The following is a 22,258-nucleotide window of genomic DNA, read 5'->3' as shown; positions in this document are numbered from 1 at the left end:
TTTTGGAATTTGTCCTTTGGAATTTCTCCCATATTTCATTTGCCTTTGTAGGCTTTCCACCAAATCAGGAATCCGCTGATCAGTACCATTAACAGGCACAAACCCGAAAGTGGAACGTACAGAATGTAGAATGGCCCAACTAGGTGTTCAAAGATGCGTCCAGTGTGAATTTCCAGGGCTGTATTCCACAATGAAAACGGGGAAGAAGCCAGAATATTAGCGGGCATTTCCCAATTCCGGTTTTCTCCCAGGTTTTGCATTCCCTGACTGTAATCGAAAAGAATGTGATCACCTTCAGACGTTTCAGCATAACCGCTAATCAGGTGGTCGGAAATCGGGCGTCCGCCGGTGTTGATAGGAGTCTTCCCGGTAAACGCATCTACAACTACATTCTTCCGAATATCCCAAATAAACAGGCCGCTGAATGAACCAACCAAATACTGAGCAGGAGCGGTTTGCTGCAGGACATTGCACCCCATCACGCTTACTGGCGGCTCGATCGTTGCCGGTTGAGGCTTTTCGTTCAAACTTTCATTAAAGAAGTAAAAGCCTTCGGAAGTTGAAAGGATGAATTTTCCGAGCTCCTCATCCCAAGTGCCACAGCGCAGCTTGTCAAACCAGGGATTCGGGTTGTCGAGTGTTGTGCCGGGAATCAGGCCGACTTTGCAGTACGCAATCGGGATCAACAGTGGCGGGCGCAGGAAAATTCCTGCAGTTGTATTGATGATCAAAAAGGCGATTGCTACATAACCAACTACATTGTGCCAGCGCAGGTTGAGGCGCCGTGCGGCCGTGAGCTTTTGCGTTGCTTTTTGCTTTTCCTTGCGTCGTCGCGCAATCTTGGGAAAGAAAAAATGCAGCAGGCCAGTGACCGCTAAAAAGATGGTGACCAGGCCGAGCACATCCACGAAAAGCTTACCGGGCAAGCCGAACAGCTCACCACTGTGCAGTTGCCACAAGGTTTGGAAGAGCCCCGCTTTTCGCAAGTAGCCTTCCGGCTCAGGCAACCGGATGCATTCAAAATCTTTTCCGTTGGCTGATTTAAGAAGAAGGCTTCTGCTGAGAACGATCAGACTGTCCTGTTTCAGAAACAGGTCGGTCAGGCGTTCCTCCCGGATCGGTATTGCAACCTTCTCCCAGTTTTCGCCTTTCGCCGGGCGTTTGTAAAGTCCAAACAGGGTGGCTGCAAACAAATCGCCATCGGGCATTTGGGCGAGCTTGGAAATCTTCCGGTGATCAACTCCATCGGGAAATCCCTGGTTGAAGTCCGAAAAATCTTCACCATTTCGCTTCCAAACGCCGATGCTCCCGTAAATGAGCTCGCTGCTATCCTGTGTAACCAGGTTTCCTTTCACCGCAGCCAGATTCCAGTTTTCATACTGGTAGCCGGGTGGCAACAGGCTTCGGTTCACATCAACCGATGAAAACAACGACCGGTGATTCATGACGACACCGGACAGGGCAAAAAGAATGGCCAGAACCGCGATAACGATCCCCGGCCATTTATGTAGTTTACGAAAAAGCCTCAGCGATCTGTTTTTCATAGTTCGTGCTAAAATAGTGTTCCTCGAAGCTTGCACACTGTAACCGATGTTACAAACGAGGTATTTTGTTTAAATAAAATGTAAAATCAGGGTTAAAGTACATGCCGACTTGATGGTTATGCATCGAAAGCGAATACATTTGCGGCCGATTTGAGAGGATGAAAGCAGGACAAGTTTTGTGAATTGTGAAATTGGCCGAGTTCCGAGCATTCTTCCCGGAAAAGAAAAACCATCAATTAACCGGATTTATCTCATGTACAAAAAGATTACGGGAGCGCTCGTGGCGTTCTTTCTATGTATTTCTGTTTTTGCGCAAGATATTAGCAAAGACGACTTCAAACTAAATTTCTACGGCTTTGTCCGCACCGATTTTTACCTGGATACTTACAAAGGCAATGATGTTGCTCACGAAGACTTTTACCTGGTTCCACTTTACACCGGACAGGACGCGAATGGCGAAGATTTGAATGAGCAAACCAGTGCCAACCTCACGGCTTTGGCGTCGCGTTTGGGCTTGAAAATTCAGGGACCTGAATTGTTGGGGGCAAAAACCAGCGCTGTTTTCGAATTTGATTTTGGCGGTATCACCAAGTCTGAACCTACTTTGTTTCGTATTCGTCACGCCTACGTTGTCTTCAACTGGGAAAAGGACAAGTTAATGGTTGGCCAGGGATGGCACCCTTTCTTTGGTGGAGGCGTTTTCCCGGCAGTGGGAGCATTTAACACCGGTGCACCATTTCAGGCTTTCAATCGTTCGCCGCAAGTTCGATACGATTATAACTTCGGAAAAATGTCGGTTGCAGCAGCTGCCGTTTACGAAAGTCAGTATACTTCGAAGTCGTTCGACTCGGGTTCTTATTCAACAGCAAACCAGGCAAAAAGAAACGGTATTTGGCCGGAGCTGACGCTGACAGCGGAATATAAATCAAACGGACTGACAATTGGTGCAGGTGGCGAGATCAAGCAAATAAAACCTCGCATGAGCACAACAGGAACAGCCGGAACTTACAAAGCCGATGAGTACCTGACAAGTAAAGCTGCAATGGGTTACCTGAAGTATCAGAGTGAAATGTTTCAGTTGACTGCCAAAACATTCTACGGACAGAACATGACTCACCTGTGTATTTTGGGTGGTTATGCCGTGGCAACAAAAGACGCTGAAACCGGTGCCGAAACGTATACCAATTACAACACCAGTTCAAGCTTGCTGAACATCGTTTACGGTAAGAAATGGCAGGTTGGAATGTTCGTCGCCTACCTGAAGAACCTGGGTACAACCGACGAAGTATACAACAACTCTGGAGCAGCTTTAACCGCCGGTTTATTGCCGAATATTCAGGAAGCAGCCAGAGGATCTGTTCACCTGGCTTACAACATCTCGAAATTGCGTTTTGTAGCCGAGTGCGAGGTAACATCGGCTAACTATGGAATTGGTGGTTTCGATTTCAGCGACGGAACCTATGCCGATACACACTGGACAACCAACAAGCGCGTTAGTTTGTCGATGGTCTACGCTTTTTAGGCGACTGTAAAATTCCCAATACGGGGAATCTCAAAATAGGGACAGGGGAAAATTAAACATGAAGATGACTTTGTGTTAATTTTCCCCTGTTGTTCTTTTTACTGCCGCCTTTCGAGCGGCTTTTTTGTGTAACTTGTGCCGATCAAAAATCCAAGGAGGATTTTAAAACTACTGTGTAATTATGAAGAAAGTTGCAATACAAGGAGTGGCGGGTTCTTTCCACGAAGATGCTGCCCGAAAATATTTCGGAACAGATGAAATTGAAATTGTGGAATGCCGTTCATTTCAAAGTGTGTGCGAATTGGTGGATACCGACCAGGTGGACATTGCGGTGATGGCCATCGAAAACTCAATTGCCGGAAGCATCCTGCAAAACTACTCCCTGATTCGCGATTATCATTTAAGAATTATTGGCGAGACATACGTGCATATTCAACTCAATTTGATGACGTTGCCGGGAGTAAAGCGTGAAGATGTAAAAACCATCTATTCGCATCCGGTGGCAATTCGTCAGTGTGTGGAATACATTGAAAAATACTTTCCGAATGCCCGCATTATTGAAAATCAGGATACGGCCATGTCCGGCAAGATCCTGGTGAGAGACCAACTGATGGATGCTGCAGCTATTGGCAACCTGCGTACAGCCGAAATTTACGGGCTGAACGTTTGGGACAGCGGCATCGAAACCAACAAGAAAAATTATACCCGTTTTTGGGTGCTGAGCAAACACGCCAACCAAAATGGTGGTGCGAACAAGGCCTCGTTGGCTTTCGAGGTTGGGCACTATTACGGAGCTCTGGCTCGCGTTTTGAATATTTTTGCTGAAAATCAGATCAACCTGAATAAAATTCAGTCGATTCCGATTGTGGGTAAGCCAAACGAATACACCATTCATGTGGACGTTGAGTTCAACGCCGAGGAAAATTATGAAAAAGCGATCCACCGAATCTTGAAAAATGTTTCCAGTTTGTCTATTTTAGGGGAATATGTCCGTGCAGAAATGGAAATCACTAACCAGTAAAAAATAGTAATATGAGTAAAGTAGGATTATTCTTTGGCCCAGAGAAAGGATCAGTTCACCGGGTAGCTCAAAAGGTACAGGCTGCTATCGGCGAGGAATTAGTTGATCTGGTATCGGTAAACGATGCTTCTGCGGCCGATATTGAAAAATACGATAAAATCATTTTCGGAATTTCAACAGTTGGTAAAGAAACCTGGGATTCTGAATATTCAAATACCGATTGGGCTAAGTTTTTTCCTGAAATCTCTCAGGCTGACTACGCCGGAAAATCCATCGCGATCTTTGGTTTGGGCGACCACATTACATACCCTGGACATTTTGTGAATGCTATGGGACGCTTGTACAAAGAAATTAAAAGTGTAAGTCCTGATGCTGCTATTGTTGCTCCTGTTGATACCGAAGGCTACGAGTTTGATGATTCGGAAGCTTTGGTCGACGACAAATTCGTGGGACTGCCGGTTGACGAAGATTTTGAACCGGAATTGACCGACGAACGCGTAGCTGCCTGGGCGGCTGAAGTGAAAGCTGCTTTCGGTCTCTAAGAAGATCACCTTTAAAAAATAAGAATAGTCATTTGCGGGCAAGTTGTATTGCGGTACATTTGTATGCAAATGGCTTTTGTTGCTATAGACGCAGCAGAGTTGCCATCGATCTGAAAAAACTAACGACCGCGCGTGGCGGTTTCTGAAAGATTTTACACAATGAGCACACCTTTTAGTCGGGAACTGGTTGATGAATGTATTTCTCAACTGCGTATTGACGAAGTCGGAAATGCGACGATCCGCGAAATTGTAGCACTGGTCAATGCGGTCGAAGAAAAAAGTTCGGATAAGTTTATTCGGATGGAAATGGGGGTTCCCGGATTGCCACCAGCCAAAGTCGGTGTTGAGGCTGAAATTGAAGCGCTGAAATCGGGCGTAGCCTCCAAGTACCCGATGATCGACGGTATCAAACCGTTGAAAGAAGAAGCTTCCCGTTTTGTAAAATTATTCATGAATGTGGATGTGAAGCCGCAGGGTTGCATTCCGTCCGTTGGTTCCATGCAGGGAACTTACTCGGCCTTTATGGTTGCCAGTCACGTAGATCCGAAGAAGGACACGTTGCTGTTTATCGATCCGGGCTTTCCGGTGCAAAAGCAGCAGATGTTCGTGATGGGCTGCCGTTACGAAACTTTCGATGTGTTCAGTTACCGTGGCGAAGGTCTTCGGACAAAACTCGAAAGTATCCTGAGCAAAGGAAACATCAATTCGATTGTTTATTCAAACCCGAATAACCCAAGCTGGATTTGTTTTACCGAGGCTGAATTGCAAATTATTGGCGAATTGGCTACTAAGTACGATGTGATTGTGATGGAGGATTTGGCGTATTTCGCCATGGATTTCCGACAGAACCTGTACACACCGGGTGAGCCGCCCTACCAGCCAACGGTTGCACATTACACCGACAACTACGTGCTGTTCATTTCCAGCTCTAAAATATTCTCCTACGCCGGTCAGCGTATTGGCATCATGGTCATTTCAGATGCTTTGTACAATCGCGATTACGAAAACCTGAAGCCGCGTTTCCACAGTAATTCGTTTGGAAATACCATTACGCAGCGTGTGCTTTATGCCATCTCATCCGGAACCAGCCATTCGGCGCAATACGCTTTGGCAGCCATGTTTAAAGCGGCCAACGAGGGCAAGTTCAATTTTGTGGACGATGTGAAGGAATATGGCGAGAAAGCCCGAATCATGAAAGACCTTTTTCTGAAAAATGGTTTTCATATCGTGTATGAAAAAGACGGCGATCAATTGGTGGCCGATGGCTTTTACTTCACGGTTGGCTACCCGGGCATGACTGGCGAAGAATTGTTGCACAATCTGCTTTATTACGGGGTTAGCGCCATCAGCTTGAAAAACACAGGTAGTGAAAAAGAAGGCTTGCGCGCCTGTGTGTCACATGTGAGCCGCGATCAGTTTGACGATCTGGAAAAACGATTGGTCCAATTCCACAACGATTTTCCTCTAAATTAATAAACTCAGAATATGACTGGCATTGGATCGGGATACAAGCAAACATTTGAGCAACTCAAAGATTTTTTCGCTTCTCGCCAGCCAATTCAATTGAAAAAAGGCGAAGTATTTCTGGACTACGGCGAACCCAATCGTAAGCTGGGTTTGTTGCTGAACGGACTGCTATACGCCTCTTATACTTCCGAGTCGGGACAAGAGTGGATCTCCCGCTTTTTCTATTGCCCCGACAATGGCATCATCAGCAGTCACGAAACTTTTATGACAGGGCAGGAATCGACCGAAATTATTCGGGCTTACGAAGATTCCGAATTGATTTATATCGACCGTAGCGAGTACGACGACTTGCTCGAAAAGCACCCGGATCTTCACCGGCTTGTGCGCATCATGGCCGAGGAAAGTTATGTTATGGCCCTCCGTCGTGTTCACACCCTTCAATCACTTACGGCATCGCAGCGGGTAAAAATGTTTGTTAAAGAACATAGTGAAATTGTTTCCCGCGTACAGCGCCAACATGTTGCTTCGTACTTAGGTATCCATCGCAACATCTTCACTCGTATACTCAATAAGATTTGATCGGTTTTGCAACAATTGTTGCGGTCTAAGCTGTCGCTATCGAATAGCTTTGTGAGAGAGTGAACAAAGGTTTATCACCGAACGGCCTTTTCATGTTGTGCGGCACGTCTAAAATTTGTCATGTTTTTTCTGTAAAACTATGAGCAAATTGGTGGAAACGGTATGAAAAGACCGCTATCTAAAACAATAAAACTATGGCAAATGTAATCGGTGCTGTTGTGGTTGATGTTGAAGCCTGCAAAGGATGTGGCCTGTGTGTGGTCGCTTGCCCTCACCAGGTTTTGGCGCAGAACAAGCAAGTCAACAGCAGGGGATATCACTATTCATTTATGGACAATCCGGAAGCATGTATCGGATGCGCGAATTGCGCGGTCATATGTCCGGATACCTGCATTACGGTTTACCGAGTGAAGAAACCTCAAAATGCTGAACTATGAAAGAGTTAAGATTAATGAAAGGTAACGAGGTGATTGCCGAAGCTGCGATTCGTTGCGGCTGCGATGCTTACTTTGGTTACCCCATCACGCCACAGTCGGAAGTAATGGAAACCCTGATGGCCCGCGAGCCATGGGACGAAACCGGCATGGTGGTTTTACAGGCCGAAAGTGAAGTGGCCTCCATTAATATGGTTTATGGTGCTGCAGGCACCGGAAAAAAAGTAATGACCTCGTCGTCGAGTCCGGGGATCAGCCTGATGGCTGAAGGAATCTCGTACATAGCAGGGGCAGAGCTGCCTTGCGTCATTGTCAACGTGCAGCGTGGCGGGCCGGGCTTAGGGACCATCCAACCTTCACAGGCCGACTATTTTCAGTCGACCAAAGGGGGAGGACATGGCGACTACCGCCTGATTGTTTTGGCACCATCTTCGGTTCAGGAGATGAATGACTTTGTGGAACTGGCTTTTCAACTGGCCTTCAAATACCGGAATCCGGCGATGATTCTTGCTGATGGTGCTATCGGTCAGATGATGGAAAAAGTAGAGCTGAGCGAATTCGTCCCACGAAAATCGGATGCTGAAATAGAGGTTGAATACGGAAGCTGGGCAACCACCGGCAAGAAAGCCAATCGTTCCAAAAATGTGATTACATCATTAGAGCTGGATTCAGCCCTGATGGAACAAAATAACCTGCGTTTTCAGCAAAAATACCAGAAGATGCAGGACGAGGAAGTTCGTTATGAAATGATTCAATGCGACGATGCCGAGTACATCCTCGTGGCTTTTGGATCTTCATCACGCATCTGCCAAAAATCTGTTGATATTGCACGGGCAAAAGGGCTGAAAGTTGGCCTGATTCGTCCGATCACGCTGTTCCCCTTCCCTAGCAAGCCGATTGCAGAATTGGCCAAACGGGTAAAGGGATTTTTGACTGTTGAGATGAATGCCGGACAAATGATCGAAGATGTTCGGCTGGCTGTTGGTTGTGCCGGCGAGTCGAAGCCGGTGCTGTACTTCGGACGGATGGGAGGTATCATTCCTTCACCGGGCGAAGTGGTTGAAGCGTTGGAAAAAAAACTAATCGGAGGGTAAGCCATGGAACTAAAGGATATCATCAAAGAAGAAAACCTGATTTATTCGAAACCAAAGTTGCTCAACGATAAAATAATGCACTACTGCCCGGGCTGTAGTCACGGGGTAGTGCACAAACTGTTGGCCGAAGTCATCGAAGAACTGGAAATCCAGGATAAAACCATTGGCGTGTCGCCGGTGGGCTGTAGCGTGTTCGCCTACAATTACATCGATATTGACTGGCACGAAGCTGCTCACGGTCGTGCGCCGGCCGTTGCTACCGGAATCTCACGCGTGAACCCCGAAAAGGTCGTGTTTACCTATCAGGGGGACGGTGATTTGGCGTCGATTGGTACAGCCGAAATTATGCACGCAGCCAACCGCGGCGAGAATATCGTGGTGGTTTTCATTAACAATGCCATTTACGGGATGACCGGTGGGCAGATGGCGCCAACCACTTTGCTGGGGCAAGTCACCGCAACTACACCTTGTGGCCGGGATTTGGATCGCAATGGTTATCCGTTGAAAATAACCGAGCTGATTGGTCAGCTGCCGGGCACAAGCTACGTGACCCGTCAATCGGTTCACACACCCGCGTCATCGCGCCGGTGCCGCAAAGCGCTGAAAAAAGCGTTTGAAAATGCGATGGCGAAAAAAGGAACTTCCTTTGTTGAGGTGGTCTCCACCTGTAGCTCCGGGTGGCGTCTGACGCCCATCGAAGCCAACAAATGGATGGAAGATAACATGTTCCCGTTCTACCCGATCGGAGATATCAAAGACGGCGAGAAAGCGGGACCGGAAGCTTATTTTCAACAAAACCTTAAATCTGAATTAGTATGACAGAAGAAATTATCATAGCCGGATTTGGTGGTCAGGGCGTGCTATCCATGGGAAAAATTCTGGCCTATTCGGGTGTTATGCAAGGGCAGGAGGTAACCTGGTTTCCTTCCTACGGACCGGAGATGCGTGGCGGAACAGCTAACGTGACAGTCATCCTGAGCGACGACCGAATCAGTTCGCCCATTCTGCACGAGTTCGATACAGCCATCATCCTGAATCAGCAGTCGCTGGATAAGTTTGAACACGAGGTGAAGCCGGGCGGTACTTTGTTGTACGACCCCAATGGAATTGTACACCCGCCAACACGTACCGATATCAATATTTACAAAATTGACGGGACCAAAATTGCCGCCGAGATGGGCAACGTGAAAACCTTCAACATGGTGGTGCTTGGAGCTTACCTTCGAGTGAAGCCGGTTGTGGCACTCGATAGTATTCGCAAAGGACTGGAAAAATCACTTCCCGAGCGTCACCATAAACTGATCCCGATGAACCTAGAAGCGATTGAAGCCGGGCAGGAACACCTGGAACCCGTTCTGGAACTTTGACATTTTTATTTTTATCGCCTATATTGAATAGAAGAGTCTGTCTTGCACGCAAGGCAGGCTTTTTTGTTGAAAAGCACAGTTTATTCTAGCCATTCAAACAGGTAACGTTCGTCGTAGTCAACTTGAAACTTAGACAAGAATCCGATATATTCTTCCTTGAAAGTCTTTGTTTTGTGGTGTTTATCTTGGTTCAGAATATATTGATACACGTGCTCGATTTGTGACTCAGAGTATGAAAATGCGCCATAACCCTCCTGCCATGCGAATTTTCCGGGTAGAAATCCTTTTGAGTTGATGAAGTTACTTGAGTTATTTTTGATATCTCTCACCAAATCGGATAGAGCTCTCGACGGATTTAATCCAACAAATATATGAATGTGATCTTTTGCCCCGTTGACAATGATTGGTTTGTGCCCTTTGTTTTTAACAATGCCTGCAATGTAGCTGTAAAGTTCGTGTTGCCAGTTTGTGCTAATTTGGTTTGTCCTGCCTTTTACCGCGAAAATGATTTGGATATAGATTTTGGAATAGGTTCCGGGCATGGTTGTTGGCTTAGTCTGATATTTCACCCCTTTGGGGTTCGTTTCCTTAAAATTACAGCATTTCTACAATAATTTCAATCCTTCGGATTTTGCCTTTGATATGTTTTTTATTCTCTATGCGGAATCTTTCTCAATCCCGAAGGGATGGTATTATTTTAGAATAGAATTGGCAGAATAAGACCAACCCTGAAGGGGTGAAATAAAAACGATGCAGGAAAAGAGGCTGGCAAAAAAGCTCACTGGTCTTTTGGACAGCCTTTTTTTGCCGTTTGTTCCTGTCGAAAATTTCGAAAGGCTCAAATCCGTTATTTTCTTCCTGTCGAAAATTTCGAAACCCGAAAATTGAAACGTTTCAACTTTTCGAAAATTTCGGCTCGGCAAGAAGTCTCAGAACGACAAAAAAGCTATGACGGACAAATGCCCGTCATTAACTCATGATTTTAAATGTCTTCTACCTGTACAAGCCAATATCATGCAAATACGCTGCATCATTCATTAACTTTTGCTCCGGTTTGACGATTCCCTGGTTCACCCAAGGCTCAATTTGGTAAGCTGCATCTTTTACTAGCATGTGTTTACTTTGAAGGTCTTCAATCAACAGGTCGGAATTTTTCTGAGTTAAATTTTTATAGCTCCGTTGGCTTTTCCCGACGATTGACAACCGGTTGTTGAACTGCAGGTAGTTTTGCCCATTCACTAAAACAGTTAATTGTCTGCTGGTTCCCTGTAGCTGAAGTTGTCCGTTTTGCATAGCGTAGCTAGCCTCGTTGTAGTCGTCTGTTACCTGCACATCGTATTCCATCGGGTTGGATTGCAGGTAGCTGGTGTAGCTGACATATTTGCGCTTATCGGGCGAAGTACCCCAGGCTGCGTAGCGCAGGGCTCCGCTTTGTTTGCCAATATAGAGAATGCCGCTTTGCAGCGCCAGAACCAATTTATCGTTCTGCCTGAATTGTATTTTGTAGCAAGGTTCACCGTCGTATTCAACTTGACCGATCTCTTCGTAGTCGAAATCATCGGAATTTCCTGCTTGCCAGAACTCGGGTGCCATAGCCAGCACGTCGGCTTTCAGCGGATAGAATAAGCTGCGGTGATTGGGCTTCAGCATCATCAGCTTATGCCCGTTTTTATCCTCCATGTTTTTGAACTTGGCGGTCTCGAATCGAATGGCGGAAGGGATGCCGGGAGAGCCGGCGTTGGAATAGTTGAAGGCCATTTCGTAAATGCCGTAAACATTGCCATCAATAGCCACAGTTTCGCGGTTGTAGCCCTGGTAAGTTTCTTCAGAGGCATAAAGTTGTCGTGAACTGCGAATCGCGTTCCGAACAATGCTGATCGCTTTGGTTGACTTTTCTGCCTTTGCAATTGGTTCTTTTTTCAGTTCAATATGAATAACCGAATTTTTATCGGCTGGTAGGCTAATATTTTGCGATTGATAGCCCGGTGATGACACCTGAATCGGCTGATCCTTTTTCAACCTGTCGGCTGAAATGAAAAACTCGCCGGCGCTGTTGGTGCATTCGTGGTAATACGGCGAAGCCTGGCTCAGGTCGGCAAACGAGATTGGGGACCCGGTTTCAGCATCGGTAATTTGGCCATAAAACAGGTTGAGATTTGCAAATGGATTGGTTTCTCCCGATAGTGATTTCTTACTTTCGGCAACTGGTGGTGCTGCCGACAGATTTCTAACCGGCTCTTCTGTTTCTTCAAAGGTAAATGTCTGAGAGCCGCTTTCTCCCAGTGCCGAAATACCCTGAATTTGCAGGATGGTATTTGAATTAATTACTCCTGTAGGGATGGAGATTGTAGCGAATCCTGCTGTGTCGGTTACGATTTCAGGTTCCCAAAGAGCTGTTTTTCGGAATTGGTTAGCCGGATTGCTAGCGGAAGCTCTGTACTTGGGGACGTAGAATTCCCGTTGAGGTGAAATTCCGGTGAGGAAAAGCGATTGCAGCCCTTTGGCACGGTCGTAAATGAGGCCGGATTTCGACTTCGTCCGGATAAAAAGGAAGGAGGGCGGAAAGGCAATACGGTCGTCGAGCTTTCGTGTCAAATCAAAGATGAGTGTTGATACATCGGTTGAAAGATGGTTATCGATTTCTTCCCCGATATTTTCCCGCAATATGTTTCCGATGATATCGGTTGTTGATTTGCTGGAATTGAGGCTCGCATCGTAGTATTTTGGACGGGCTATGAAATCGATGGATTCAATTTCGCCCGGATCCATGTTCTCCAGGTAAGTATACTTCGGAATCCGCGAGTCATTGACCAGGTCATGGTCAACGAAAATATACAAGTAACCAGAAGGATTATCAGGTACCCTGAAGTAAATGCTTCTTGAAGGATCAATTGAAAATACAAGATTGTATTGAATGCCTTCGACAAAGAAACCTTCCTTGATTCCTGCTGGGTCAAATAAGTTTTGCTCGATTTTAAGGCCGGGAATCTGATCGTCCAGCAAATCCCAAATATTGGAATACCAGGGGCGTTCTTCGATGATCTGGCGAAGCTGCGTCGATTCAATGGCAGCGTCGGATTGACCAATTAGATCGATTAGAGAATCTCTTTTGTTGATATAGTTTGACCGGGCTTCCACTTCTTCAATCAGAAAGGTGTCCTTTCCGGGATAGTAATAGTTATCCTTTCGGGGCGGATGAATCTCGGCAATTAAATCGGCTGCATTAGCTTCTTTGGCGGCGTTACTGAGTTCTTCTACCTTTGACACGGAAGCGCGGTTGGATACTAATGGGGCCGAATAGATCTTGGTTACTTTATCGAAATTGATGGAATTGATGTGGAATTGTTCGAGGTTTGTTTCTAAATCAACAAGGTAGTCCTTGGGTTTTTCTTTCTTATTTTTAGTTTGAAAAGTCAAATTAGCCGAATCAGCAAAAGCGGGAATTGTGAAACGAAATCGACCGTTTGAATCTGTAGCGGTTTTGTCAATATGCACAGAGTTTTTCTGTTGAAGTACAATTGATATTTCAAAATTTTCGGGAACAGGTTTCCCGCTCAGTGCGCGGTATATCGTCCCTTGCATGTAAAGCTCTTTTTCAGGTTGATAGGCGAGTTGTTCGTTCCCAAACCTCATAATATCTACCCAGTTAAACCGACGCCAACCGTAGGTCATCAGCATCAGGTCGCGTAGGTGGTTTCTGTTTGGATTGGTTGAATTGAAGACCTCCGTATTGCTCAAAACTTCACCTTGCAAGTCGGATGAAAGCTGGAGGTAGTTGTGGATATTTTCCAGGCTGTCCAGCGAGTTTTCGAGTTTACTGTTCCAGCCAACAACTGAAAAGTTACCATTGACCGGGCTACCGTCTTTGCGGGAAGCCTGAAGCCTGTAATTGGAAGTTGCATTGGAATCTGCTGTCAACGATTTCATCAATTTGAAGCGGATTTCCTCGTCTTTGTCCAGGTAAACCAGTCGTTCGGCCAAAGGAATGCGGTTGACAAAAAGGGTGAAAGTCAGAATGCCCTCGGGGAAGTCTTTGGTTGGAACAGTGATTTCGGTTCGCGGGCTTTCCAAAACACCGGTTCCCATGTATTTGGTATTGCCGCGGCAGTGCCCCAGTAACAGGAAGTTGGGCGTGGTATCGCCGCTTTTTAGCATGGCAAAATGGACGCTGTCTGCATCCTGTTCGATTAATTGCAAACTGTAAGCATTCTCGTATATCTCGGGCAAGTTGTAGCTGAAAACTGAGTCCCGGTAGGTAATCAGGGCTGAATATGTTTGTCCGGCTTTTGGGGGCAAGTTCAAACTACCTGTGCCTTCGTATTCGGTGGCAAACGAGCAGACAGTTGTTCCATCATTCTTTATTATCGCACCTTCTACATTTAGTGGATTACCATCAGAATCAACGCATCTGAATGCGACTCGGTTTTCCTGATCCGGAACCAGGTTGCCACCCTCCGGCAGGAACTGAAGATCGGGCTGTTGAACCGACAAGCTGATGCGATATTTCTCAGAAGCAGTTGTCGCTCTTTTCGGCTTTACCGATAGCAGTGCAACGGGAAGTCTCAATGAATCCGGAACAAAAAAGTGAAAGCTTCCGGCATTGTTGATAAGCGGGCAACTGCCACCCAGAATCGTCCCGCGGGCCAATTGCAGGTAAACGTTAATCGATTCATTGAGCTCGCGCCCGTTGCGGGTTTTAGCGTACATCTTCACATAAACGGAGTCGCCGTTTTCCGTTGCTTTGATTTTGGAGCTGAACTCCCATTCTGTTTGATCGTTGGCATTGGATAACACCGTAATTGTTTTTTGGAAGAGAAAGTCGGCGTCAAAATTCCGCATATAGTTCGTGTAGGCCAGCAGTTTGTACTTGCCGGCTGCAAGCTTTTGATCGAGGATAAGTGCCCCCTGGGAAAAACCGTTTTCCAGCGTGAGAAGCTGGTGAGCGACAAGTTTGTTGTCGGGTGAAATCAGATCAACATAAAACAGGTATTCGATACCAACTGGTTTGTGGTTAATCGCATTTACCAGGCTGGGCTTCAACCAAACCGTATCACCCGGAAGATATTGGTTTGAGTTGGTCTGGACATAAAGCTTCTCCTGAATATTGCCCAGAATATACCGGTTGAGTTGGCTCACTGCTTGTTGTGGGAAATTGTTCTGTGGGTAGGCTTTGCATACGCTGATGACGATGAAGAGCAAAACCAGTTTAAGTTTTGATTGCATGAGTAGTAGCTTTAGTAGTCGTTCGAGGTTTTTAGACTTCTAAATTTACAAAATGTTTAATAGGGGTTGATGAAGTTTTCTGGATTTAATGTTGTTTTAGGAAAATTTGTTTTCGTACAAGTTCGCAGCTGAGTGAAAAACTCAGGGAAACAGTCTTTTTACAGGTGAACGCCCTCGATAGCTTTTCTTCCCATTCTGAAAATGGCGACCGCAGAAAATGAAAAAGCCGATCTCAACAGACCGGCTTTAGGAATGAAAGGGATATGTATGGACAACTAACGAGAGCGAATTTCGCGGCGCATAAAGCTGACGTAACTGAGGGCAAAACACACAACAGTTGCAGCAATGAGGCCGGTAACCTGTGGCCATACCAATAGTAAACTCTGCCCCAGTGGCAGCGGGCTTGGTATGGCTCCCTGCACTTGTTGCACGGTTAACGGGCCAAGGCTGCGTACCGATGGCATCAGCATGGTTGACGTTGCTTCGCTAAACAAAGTGCTTGGCGAGATGCGTGTCAGGTTCAACATCAGGTGCTCATGCCCCATAATGAAAGCTGGTGCTGCGTAAGGCGACGGCATGCTTGCCTTGTTGATCAGGTTAATGATCATGACAAAGAAGACACTGAAGAACAGCCAAACGGCAATACCGGCCAGCGCCGATGTAGCAGCCTGCTTAAACCTGACGGAAAAGAAAATAGACAGGTTGAGCCAGAAAGCCACATAAAAAATGCTCAACACAATGAAGAAAACGATTCGCCAGAATTCTTCCGCAGTGGGCTGAATGCCGATGATGGTCATCCCAAGTCCCATGACCAGGAATCCCAGTGCGAAAAACAACACGCTGATAACAATCAATGATGCCATGAACTTGGCATTGATCAGGTAGTCGCGGTGGATGGGCTGGGCCATCACCCGACTCAGTGTACCCCGGTTGCGTTCCGAGTTAATGGCATCGAAGCCCAGGCTGATACCCAGCAACGGCCCCAGGAAACTGATGAACACCGTGTACGATGGCAACGAGCCGTCAGTCAGCGTGAAGAGTTTCAAAAAAAGGAATTCAGCATCCGGATCATTGGGCTTAATGGCATGCCCGATGTTGCTTAGTGAGGTGTACAACGATCCCAGACAGGTGAGTGCAATAATAGCAAGTAAGATAACAAACTTCCAGCTTCGAACCTGGTCCGAAACTTCCTTTTGCACCAGTACCCGAAACGGGTGAATGGGCTTGGTGCTGAGTTTTCGCTGCCGGGTTTTTGTTGGTTCAGTAACGCTTTTCAAATCAATCGCAAGGTTGATGTTACGCATAGGCACCTCCCTGGAAATAGCGGTTATAAATATCGTCGAGCCCGTGTTCGCGTTGGTGCAGCGACCGCAATCCGGCTCCGCTTTCAACGATGGTTCGGGCAATATTTTCAGAAATGTCGGCCGAGCAGCCCAACTGCATTTTGGCCCCGTTCTGTTGCAGGGTGAGAACACCTTCCAGCTGTTGCAGCTTCTCGGTCAAAGCCTTGCTTTTAACTGCTTCGGTTGGAGCAATTTCAGCATGAATGGTGTACGGTTCATTTTCGAACAGCTGTCGCGATAACTCATGAATATGTCCCTCGGCAATCAGCTTTCCGCGAACAAAAATGCCCACGCGGTCACATACTTGCTGCACCTGATGCAGGTTGTGCGAGGAGAACAGCACCGTAATGCCTTCCTCTTTACTCAGCTGAACGATCAGCTCGAGGAACTCCTGGATTCCTTTGGGGTCGATGCCCGAGGTGGGTTCGTCGAGGATAATCACTTCCGGATTTTTGATCAGCACCTCGGCCAGTCCCAGGCGTTGACGCATCCCGCGAGAGTAGGCACCGGTTTTCTTGTTGGCCTGCTCCAGCAGCCCGACACGTTTCAGCAATTGTTCGGCCCGGTCGGCCGATTCTTTGGGCGACAAGCCGTTTAGCTGGGCAATGAACATCAGGTTTTCCCAGCCAGTGCGATCCTGGTAGAAACCCACATCTTCGGGCAGGTAACCGACTCTCCGTTTGACCTCAATCGGATTTTCGGTCGAGTTGGTCTGGCACACGCGTACCGTGCCTGAAGTGGGTTCAGTCAATCCCAGCATCATCAGGATGGTGGTTGATTTACCGGCACCATTGGGACCGAGCAAACCAAAAACTTCCCCTTTACGGATCTCCAGGTTGAGTTGGTCAACGGCTGTGAACGATCCGTATTTTTTGGTCAGACCGACGAGCTCAATAATTGACTCACTCACAACTTACCTCCTTCCGTATTTGCGAAACAAAAAGGTCACACTTCCGAGGGCGAGCATAATCACAAGGATGCCCATGCCTCCCAGGATAGTGGGGGTGCGAACCGAAATGCGGAACTCAGCATTGGAAGTTGCTTCGGGTGTTTTTGCCGTAATTTTGGCAACATAGTCGCCGGCAATGGCATTTTTCGAAGCTTTGACTTTGGCATGAACGGTCATTTTTTGACCGGGCTCAATGCGGATCACGGCATTCGGATCAAACGAAACATCCCAGTCCGACGGCTTGGCCGAGCTTAGTTTAATGTCTTCCAGCGGCGCCGTTCCCGTGTTGCGGATCACTAAGTCGAGCGTGCGCTCATCGCCGGCGGTAACTTTGGTACTCAGCAAGCCTGTTGGTGTGCTCATTTCCATACCGTACGATCCGGTAATCACTACTTCCAGGTTCAGCTGCGAAGTCATGCCGTTTGTAGCTGCAGTCACCGGAATTTTGTACCTGCCGGCTTCAACTTCTGCCGGCGGCTTAATCTCGATGGTCACATCCTTGGTGCTGTTTTCGTCAACATTTACCGAGGCAACTTCCTTGTAGTTGGCTTTAAAAGTCACGTCCCAACCACGTGGCGAGTGTGCTTCGAGCGCATAAACCTGTTTGTCGTCGGTACTGTTGTTGAGGTTTGCCTTGAAGGTAAACGACGAGTTGGAATGCCCCGACATGTTAGCCTGGTCGGTGGTAAATTCCGTTTTGAACGTACCTTGTTTGGAAACAGTCACCGTCAGTGGAAGCTGGTTGTCAGCTCCGGCCGAAACAGTGAAATGATAGTTGCCTTTGTTGACTTTCAGCGGAACCTGAACGTCGAGTGTAAAGGTCTTCTTGTCACCGGGTAGCACCGCCAGTTGCTCGATGTTGTAGTTCCCCGATTTCAAACTGTAGTCCCAACTCCGCGGCAAGCCGGTAATCCGGATGTTGTCATCCAGCACGTTGGGCGTGTTGTTGATCAGCTCAATCGTATACTTGATCGATTGGCCGGGGGGAACCGAAATCTGGGTGTACGGCGTGTAAAGTGTGACAGATGTTTTTTCGTCGGCAGCATTCGAGTTTGCTGCGACTACGCCCAGCAGGGCAAAGAGAAATAAACGAGAAAAGGTTTTCCGTATTGACATAAAATTTCCTCCATGAATTTTGGTTAGACGTCTCAATACGGTCAACAAGTTTAAGCATGAATTAAATTCGTTCGCTGTTAAAAGATATCAAAAAAATTAAATGAAATTTTAAATTGACAGTGATACTGAGTGTTATAGAGATTTGTTTTGTTGATGAGGAAGGTGAAAAGCACTCGCGAAAATATGCTTTTTGATGTAGAAAACGAGAAAAAGGGGACTGTTTTCGCCTAAGTGTTATCTTATTAGATTTTTATTATGAATATAATTTGTGTCGAAAAAGGAAGCACTCACGTTGGTCTTCAAACGTAAAAAACGATTTTTTAGGCTATTTCGAATTCTGATTGTCTGGGCAATTCCTCACATGGCTAATCATGAAATAGCACTGCGCTAAACGGCAGCTTACCTCATCGATGTTTTGTAAAATATAAATGGTAAATTGGGTGACGAAATAGTTCCCGTTAATAGCTGGAGATATTTATTTGGTTATATAAACTACACTACAACTACAACAATGAAACTAAAGCTTACCTTATTTCTAATTTCTTTATCCCTTATTGCATTTGCTCAAAAGTCACATATTGAAGGAACAATTGATGGAATTGACAATGCTACAATACATATCCTTGCTTTACCATTAAAAGAAGGGGCAAAACCAATTTTTGACACCACCTCGTGCACGGATGGGAAATTTAACTATACACTGAATTATGGTGTTAACATGTGGCACTTGGTTATAATTAGTAGCGATTCGTTTAATGCTTTTTTCGGTTCAGAAAAAAGTAGTAAACAAGAACTTCAAAACAGGGATATCCGATTCTTTATAAAACCCGTTGAGGACATAGTGGTTTCCGCTTCATTTGCCGATTATGGAATCAAATGTAGCATCACAGGAAACGATATTGGTCGGCAAATGAATCAAGTAAAAGAAGCAAAATTTCCGTATTCCGAAAGATTTAACCAATTAACGATTCAAAAGGAAAAGGAACCTGAAGGAAGCAATAAGATTGCGGAATTAGATAAAGAACTACAATCCGTTAACGATCAATTAGACAGTATTGATTTACAAATAATAGCCAAACATTCGGATTGGGAATACTCTGCAGATTTACTCGCTAAGTTTCCTAATGATACGATTGAGAAATATTACAATAGATTCACGCCAACAGTTAAAAACTCAATTTTTGGTGCTCATGTTTCAAATGCACTGACTGCGTCTAAAAAAGATTTACCTGCCCCATCGTTTTCCCTTCCTGATACAACAGGTAAAATTCATTCGCTATCTGATTACAAAGGGAAATATGTGGTTCTGGATTTCTGGGGTACATGGTGTGGCTCTTGTGTGGGAGGATTTCCAAAATTAAAAGAGTATTATTCAAAATATAAAGATCGAGTTGAATTCATCGGAATAGATTGTCAGGATCATGAAGAGCTTTGGAAAAATGCAGTTGTAAAATATGAACTGAACTGGACAAATCTCTTTGCTGCGAATAAAGTAATCACTGAAAATTACGGCATTACCAATTATCCGACAAAATTTATAATTGATAGGGAAGGGAACATCGTATTGAAAAGTAGCGGAGAGGACCAAGAATTTTACGATATGCTGGATGAATTATTTAACTAACAATTCTCCTGCGCTTCATCTGAACTTTAATGAAAGCCACCGCTCGACTGAATCGTGTGGTAACCAAGGCCTAGGGGATTTTGTATTGAGGTTTCGGTGCGCTGCACCTTCATTTCTCTATTCGCATTTGTGGCTACAAGTATTTCGCAGCTCTGCTACTAAAAATGATCCGGCTTTTAGGAGAAACGCATATTCACAAGGTGTAGCGCACCGATCTATTTGTAGGGTTTTAGAGTGCGACGCGGAGCAGAGGTGCAGCGCACCGATAACATTTATGGATTAAATATCACTAAGACAAACACGGGTACGTCGCATCGATACATTTGCAGGTTGTAAATCAGGAAGTCGCAAAGGTGCAGCGCACCGGTAAAATTTGTAGCTTTATGTAGTACAAACAAAAATTAGGTGCAGCGCACCGCGACCTTTTAAACCGTTTTCCGATGGCAAATACCTATTCACAAGCCTATTTTCATCTGGTATTCTCACCCAAAAACCGCGATGCTTTGATCAGCAGGCTCTGGGCTAATGAACTGGAAAAATACATTACGGGAATTATACAAAACAACAATCATAAATTACTGGCAATTGGCTCCATGCCCGATCACATTCATATTTTTATCGGCTATAATTTAACCCAACTCATCCCCGATTTAGTAGAAAATATCAAAACATCGAGTAACGCCTGGATAAAACAAAACAACTTATCCAACAGTAAATTTGAATGGCAAAAATGGTATGGGGCTTTTACACATTCACACTCACAAATAGATGCGGTGGTGAAATATGTGTTGAGCCAGGAACAGCATCACAAAAAGAAATCGTTCAGAGAGGAGTATTTGGAAATTCTGCAGAAAAACGATGTTCAATATAACGGCGATTACTTATTTGAATATTTTGATTAAACGTTTCGGTGCGCTGCACCTTCGTTCATTCGACGAACGCACGGTCTACAAGTATTTAGCAGCGCTGGTGCTGAATTCACGCTGGTAGGGATGACATTAAAAACTCCACTTTAACCTTGCAAAAGCCAGTTGCCCAACCGAGCCGTATTCGCTCGTCGTATCCCCGAAAAACAGTTGTCCGGAAAGCATCAACTCCAGGTTGGTTTGGAGCGAGTAGCTAAACGATGGCCCCAGGAAAAACGAACCGTCGCCGGGATTGATAATCGTTGAAAAATCAGCATTAAACAAGGGGGTGATGGGGAAGGAGCATTGGGCAAACAGCTCGTATTTTCCTAACGACAGCGATTTGGCACTTAGCTCCGGATTGAGAATCGGGCTTAGCCCACCGGATTGGTCGTTTTCGCCCAAACTGTTGTACAGCCCTGAGATTTGCAGGTACAACGAATTGGGGAACGAATAATCGGCAGAAATGGACGCCACGGTAGCCGCTTCCGAATCCGAGTTCGAATCGCGGGGAATAAACTGGCTCAGTTCGCCTCGGAATCCGGCACCTTTGATGTCGCCCGCCCAGCCAACGCCAGCCATCCAGTCGGGGCCAACCCAACCGCCCAGAAACTGGAAATCGTAACTCCATTGAGAGAAGCGGTAAAGACCGGCCAGCGCCATTCCGTAGGCATTGTTGCCCAGTTTGTAGACCAATTCTGCCGACGAGGTGGTGCCAGTGTAATATTGAATTCGTGCCGCGTCGGTGCCGGGGCGTTCCTCATAGTCGAAATCGAAATAGGAGAACGAGTTAAACACATCGTTGGGATTCCAAACCAGGTTGACACCCCAGTTCACGCGCTGGCGTCCCAGCCGGACTTGCCATTTGCCGGAAGTCCAGTCAAGGTAAGCGCGGTCAATCATGCAATGCAGAAACCAGGAATCTCCCTCTGCAGGCACCACCGACAGATCAAAGAAGCCGTTGTCGGTAGCCACGTAGCTTTGGTATTCGGGATAATCGCGAACCAGATTACCATTGATAAACCGGTTGCGGTTTTCGATGACGACCGTGAGCTTGTCGGTCGGATACCAGGCAAAGTTGAGGCGGTTGTGAATGGTGTTGGTATACTGGTTGTCGATCTGGAAACCGGGTATCTGTTTGGGATGGTAGTACATAAACAGATCCTTCACATAGCCGGTGAGCGTCCAGTTTCTGTCTTGCGCGTGTGAGGTTGTTGAGAACAATATCAACATAGCGCATAAAGCAAGAATTTTTGGTTTCAACGCTCTATGTTTTAACTCAACGGATCCGTTTCCTTTTGAAAGTCTCATCAATATTTTCTTTTTAATTGAGAGGTTATTCATGTTCGTCTTCTTGCCTTATCAGGCGGATTTTACGCTGCCGGCTTGACACAAAGAGTAAACAGAAAAGTCAAGGCTGATTTTTATCTGCAATCTCCATCTTCATAAAAGCTAAGTTCAACGAGTGATTTCTTCCTGTCGTCGGAACTTCTCGTTTGCACTAAGCTTTCATTTTGATTCCGGTTTT

The 22,258-nt window shown here is 46.0% G+C and carries 18 protein-coding genes; 11 read left to right on the top strand and 7 right to left on the bottom strand.

Translation table 11 applies throughout. The features are described 5' to 3' along the window. Positions 1 to 35: 35 nt before the first annotated feature. Positions 36 to 1,544, bottom strand: a complete 1,509-nt coding sequence (locus tag BC643_RS07445; RefSeq protein ID WP_120272493.1) for a PepSY-associated TM helix domain-containing protein — start codon at positions 1,542 to 1,544, stop codon at positions 36 to 38. Positions 1,545 to 1,797: 253 nt separating this feature from the next. Between BC643_RS07445 and BC643_RS07440 the strand changes: the two genes are divergently transcribed. The 9 genes from BC643_RS07440 to BC643_RS07400 all read left to right on the top strand — a co-directional run bounded on the left by BC643_RS07440 (position 1,798) and on the right by BC643_RS07400 (position 9,570). After that, positions 1,798 to 3,066 (top strand): DcaP family trimeric outer membrane transporter, encoded by a 1,269-nt coding sequence (locus BC643_RS07440; RefSeq protein ID WP_147377164.1) that lies wholly within the window; start codon positions 1,798 to 1,800, stop codon positions 3,064 to 3,066. Positions 3,067 to 3,247: 181 nt separating this feature from the next. After that, positions 3,248 to 4,087: a prephenate dehydratase gene (locus BC643_RS07435; protein ID WP_211338005.1), complete on the top strand. Its 840-nt coding sequence runs from the start codon at positions 3,248 to 3,250 to the stop codon at positions 4,085 to 4,087. 11 nt (positions 4,088 to 4,098) lie between these two features. Further along, complete coding sequence (locus BC643_RS07430) at positions 4,099 to 4,629, top strand: flavodoxin (RefSeq protein ID WP_120272490.1); 531 nt, start codon at positions 4,099 to 4,101, stop codon at positions 4,627 to 4,629. Between the two features lie 159 nt (positions 4,630 to 4,788). Further along, positions 4,789 to 6,102: an aminotransferase class I/II-fold pyridoxal phosphate-dependent enzyme gene (locus tag BC643_RS07425; protein WP_120272489.1), complete on the top strand. Its 1,314-nt coding sequence runs from the start codon at positions 4,789 to 4,791 to the stop codon at positions 6,100 to 6,102. 12 nt (positions 6,103 to 6,114) lie between these two features. Beyond that, positions 6,115 to 6,675, top strand: a complete 561-nt coding sequence (locus BC643_RS07420; protein WP_120272488.1) for a Crp/Fnr family transcriptional regulator — start codon at positions 6,115 to 6,117, stop codon at positions 6,673 to 6,675. Between the two features lie 194 nt (positions 6,676 to 6,869). After that, positions 6,870 to 7,112 (top strand): 4Fe-4S dicluster domain-containing protein, encoded by a 243-nt coding sequence (locus BC643_RS07415; protein WP_120272487.1) that lies wholly within the window; start codon positions 6,870 to 6,872, stop codon positions 7,110 to 7,112. Beyond that, the gene (locus BC643_RS07410; protein ID WP_120272486.1) at positions 7,109 to 8,203 is read left to right on the top strand and encodes a 3-methyl-2-oxobutanoate dehydrogenase subunit VorB; all 1,095 of its coding nucleotides are present in this window, start codon (positions 7,109 to 7,111) and stop codon (positions 8,201 to 8,203) included. Before BC643_RS07415 ends, BC643_RS07410 begins: the two co-directional genes overlap by 4 nt. A 3-nt stretch (positions 8,204 to 8,206) precedes the next feature. After that, positions 8,207 to 9,022 carry a thiamine pyrophosphate-dependent enzyme gene (locus tag BC643_RS07405; protein WP_120272485.1) on the top strand — a complete coding sequence of 272 codons (816 nt, stop codon included), beginning with the start codon at positions 8,207 to 8,209 and terminating at the stop codon, positions 9,020 to 9,022. Then, positions 9,019 to 9,570 carry a 2-oxoacid:acceptor oxidoreductase family protein gene (locus BC643_RS07400; RefSeq protein WP_120272484.1) on the top strand — a complete coding sequence of 184 codons (552 nt, stop codon included), beginning with the start codon at positions 9,019 to 9,021 and terminating at the stop codon, positions 9,568 to 9,570. The genes BC643_RS07405 and BC643_RS07400 overlap by 4 nt, the downstream gene beginning before the upstream one ends. A gap of 80 nt (positions 9,571 to 9,650) precedes the next feature. Here the strand turns inward: BC643_RS07400 and tnpA (BC643_RS07395) are convergent, their stop codons facing one another. The 5 genes from tnpA (BC643_RS07395) to BC643_RS07370 all read right to left on the bottom strand — a co-directional run bounded on the left by tnpA (BC643_RS07395) (position 9,651) and on the right by BC643_RS07370 (position 18,201). Next, a complete protein-coding gene (gene tnpA, locus BC643_RS07395) occupies positions 9,651 to 10,139 on the bottom strand; it encodes an IS200/IS605 family transposase (protein ID WP_245994884.1) in 489 nt (162 codons plus the stop codon). A 424-nt stretch (positions 10,140 to 10,563) separates the two neighbouring features. Beyond that, positions 10,564 to 14,793, bottom strand: a complete 4,230-nt coding sequence (locus BC643_RS07385) for a peptidase associated/transthyretin-like domain-containing protein (RefSeq protein WP_120272482.1) — start codon at positions 14,791 to 14,793, stop codon at positions 10,564 to 10,566. Between the two features lie 275 nt (positions 14,794 to 15,068). Further along, entirely contained in the window at positions 15,069 to 16,097 is a 1,029-nt protein-coding gene (locus tag BC643_RS07380) for an ABC transporter permease (protein ID WP_120272481.1), read from the bottom strand. Further along, positions 16,090 to 17,046, bottom strand: coding sequence for an ABC transporter ATP-binding protein (locus BC643_RS07375; protein ID WP_120272480.1), 957 nt, complete (start codon positions 17,044 to 17,046; stop codon positions 16,090 to 16,092). The genes BC643_RS07380 and BC643_RS07375 overlap by 8 nt, the downstream gene beginning before the upstream one ends. A gap of 3 nt (positions 17,047 to 17,049) precedes the next feature. Continuing rightward, positions 17,050 to 18,201 (bottom strand): COG1470 family protein, encoded by a 1,152-nt coding sequence (locus BC643_RS07370; RefSeq protein ID WP_120272479.1) that lies wholly within the window; start codon positions 18,199 to 18,201, stop codon positions 17,050 to 17,052. A gap of 511 nt (positions 18,202 to 18,712) precedes the next feature. Here BC643_RS07370 and BC643_RS07365 point away from each other — a divergent pair. Both BC643_RS07365 and tnpA (BC643_RS07360) read left to right on the top strand, forming a co-directional pair. Then, positions 18,713 to 19,825 (top strand): TlpA family protein disulfide reductase, encoded by a 1,113-nt coding sequence (locus BC643_RS07365; RefSeq protein ID WP_120272478.1) that lies wholly within the window; start codon positions 18,713 to 18,715, stop codon positions 19,823 to 19,825. 440 nt (positions 19,826 to 20,265) lie between these two features. Further along, positions 20,266 to 20,727 (top strand): IS200/IS605 family transposase, encoded by a 462-nt coding sequence (tnpA, locus tag BC643_RS07360; protein WP_120272477.1) that lies wholly within the window; start codon positions 20,266 to 20,268, stop codon positions 20,725 to 20,727. 96 nt (positions 20,728 to 20,823) lie between these two features. On the opposite strand, the gene BC643_RS07355 is transcribed toward tnpA (BC643_RS07360), so the two are convergent. Beyond that, complete coding sequence (locus BC643_RS07355) at positions 20,824 to 21,993, bottom strand: hypothetical protein (RefSeq protein WP_147377163.1); 1,170 nt, start codon at positions 21,991 to 21,993, stop codon at positions 20,824 to 20,826. Between the last annotated feature and the right edge of the window lie 265 nt (positions 21,994 to 22,258).

This window comes from Mangrovibacterium diazotrophicum (genome assembly GCF_003610535.1).
GTDB lineage: Bacteria > Bacteroidota > Bacteroidia > Bacteroidales > Prolixibacteraceae > Mangrovibacterium > Mangrovibacterium diazotrophicum.
This window is presented reverse-complemented; position numbering and strand designations above follow the sequence as displayed.

Bases quoted from the DNA above. Each gene is read 5' to 3' on its own strand.
- BC643_RS07385 (WP_120272482.1), bottom strand. From the start codon at position 14,793: ATGCAATCAAAACTTAAACTGGTTTTGCTCTTCATCGTCATCAGCGTA.
- BC643_RS07365 (WP_120272478.1), top strand. From the start codon at position 18,713: ATGAAACTAAAGCTTACCTTATTTCTAATTTCTTTATCCCTTATTGCA.
- BC643_RS07445 (WP_120272493.1), bottom strand. From the start codon at position 1,544: ATGAAAAACAGATCGCTGAGGCTTTTTCGTAAACTACATAAATGGCCG.
- BC643_RS07415 (WP_120272487.1), top strand. From the start codon at position 6,870: ATGGCAAATGTAATCGGTGCTGTTGTGGTTGATGTTGAAGCCTGCAAA.
- BC643_RS07435 (WP_211338005.1), top strand. From the start codon at position 3,248: ATGAAGAAAGTTGCAATACAAGGAGTGGCGGGTTCTTTCCACGAAGAT.
- BC643_RS07410 (WP_120272486.1), top strand. From the start codon at position 7,109: ATGAAAGAGTTAAGATTAATGAAAGGTAACGAGGTGATTGCCGAAGCT.
- BC643_RS07380 (WP_120272481.1), bottom strand. From the start codon at position 16,097: ATGCGTAACATCAACCTTGCGATTGATTTGAAAAGCGTTACTGAACCA.
- BC643_RS07370 (WP_120272479.1), bottom strand. From the start codon at position 18,201: ATGTCAATACGGAAAACCTTTTCTCGTTTATTTCTCTTTGCCCTGCTG.
- BC643_RS07430 (WP_120272490.1), top strand. From the start codon at position 4,099: ATGAGTAAAGTAGGATTATTCTTTGGCCCAGAGAAAGGATCAGTTCAC.
- BC643_RS07420 (WP_120272488.1), top strand. From the start codon at position 6,115: ATGACTGGCATTGGATCGGGATACAAGCAAACATTTGAGCAACTCAAA.
- tnpA (WP_120272477.1), top strand. From the start codon at position 20,266: ATGGCAAATACCTATTCACAAGCCTATTTTCATCTGGTATTCTCACCC.
- BC643_RS07400 (WP_120272484.1), top strand. From the start codon at position 9,019: ATGACAGAAGAAATTATCATAGCCGGATTTGGTGGTCAGGGCGTGCTA.
- BC643_RS07405 (WP_120272485.1), top strand. From the start codon at position 8,207: ATGGAACTAAAGGATATCATCAAAGAAGAAAACCTGATTTATTCGAAA.
- BC643_RS07425 (WP_120272489.1), top strand. From the start codon at position 4,789: ATGAGCACACCTTTTAGTCGGGAACTGGTTGATGAATGTATTTCTCAA.
- BC643_RS07440 (WP_147377164.1), top strand. From the start codon at position 1,798: ATGTACAAAAAGATTACGGGAGCGCTCGTGGCGTTCTTTCTATGTATT.